Here is a 997-nt window from a genome sequence, read left to right as displayed (position 1 = left end):
AGGTTTGTGTAGAAGGCTTTGAAGCGGTCACAGGTTCGAATGGCGCTGAGCGCCGCCATGTAGAGGGCACGGCGCACGCGCGATCGGCCGCCCTGGATCTGGCTCCTGCGGTTGAGCTTGCCGCTCTTGTTGTCGAACGGGGCAAGGCCGACGAGTGCGGCGATCGCCTTGGGTGAGCGCTGGCCGAGCTCGGGCAGGTGCGCCAGCAGCGAGAGCGCGCCGACCTTGGAGACACCCGGCACGGAGACCATCAGCGCGTGATCGCGGGCGGTGTCCTCGGCTTGACCAATGACGTTGGCGATCCGGCTCTCGAGCGCTTTGATGCGTGTGTCGAAGTCGGCAATCGTTTCTTCAAGGTCGGCAATGACAATCGCGTCGAAGGCCTCAGCGAGGTGCTTCTTCAGCGTTGCCCGCATCTCGACCAGATGGTCGCGGTGACGGGCAAGCGATTGAAGCCGCTCGGCTTCTTCGCACGGCGCCGGCTCGGCTTCAGGTTGATAGCGGCGGCCATAGTCGCTCAGCATCCTGGCGTCGAGACGATCGGTCTTGGCGCGCCGTCTTGTCGACTTCGCATAGTGGTGAGTATGGGCCGGGTTATGCCGCGAGAACGGCACGCCGGCCTTGGCCAACGCGTGGCGCAGCAGCCGGTCATGCACCCCTGTCGCCTCCATGACGACGAAGTCTCGGCCGGGATGAAGGCCTGCCACATAGGCAGCGATCGCATCGGCCTGGTTGTCGATGCGCTTGTAATGGCCGCTTGCCTCATCAAAAAAGTCGAGCCACTGCTTAGAAATGTCGCAGCCGACATAGTTCTGCACTATCATGTCCACGCCTCTTCCTGTGGTGCGGGGTCTGCTTGGAACAGCCCCGTGCAACTGTTCAGGTTGATGGTTCACCGGTGGGAAGGGACCGGGCCATGCCACGGCCTGTCCGAAAGGACGACCAGGATCCACTCGGTCTCCTTCCCACTTCAAACCATACACCGAAACCAACACAC

1 protein-coding gene is annotated in these 997 nt (G+C 62.5%); it reads right to left on the bottom strand.

Going from position 1 to position 997, the window contains the following annotated elements; all coding sequences use genetic code 11:
• On the bottom strand, nucleotides 1-824 hold an 824-nt coding region (locus RFN28_RS34605), incomplete at its 3' end, for an IS110 family RNA-guided transposase (protein WP_320291598.1).
• Between the last annotated feature and the right edge of the window lie 173 nt (nucleotides 825-997).

This window comes from Mesorhizobium album, from assembly GCF_033977205.1.
GTDB classification, from domain to species: domain Bacteria; phylum Pseudomonadota; class Alphaproteobacteria; order Rhizobiales; family Rhizobiaceae; genus Mesorhizobium; species Mesorhizobium album.
The sequence above is the reverse complement of the archived record's forward strand: the minus strand, read 5'-3'. Positions and strand labels throughout refer to the sequence as shown.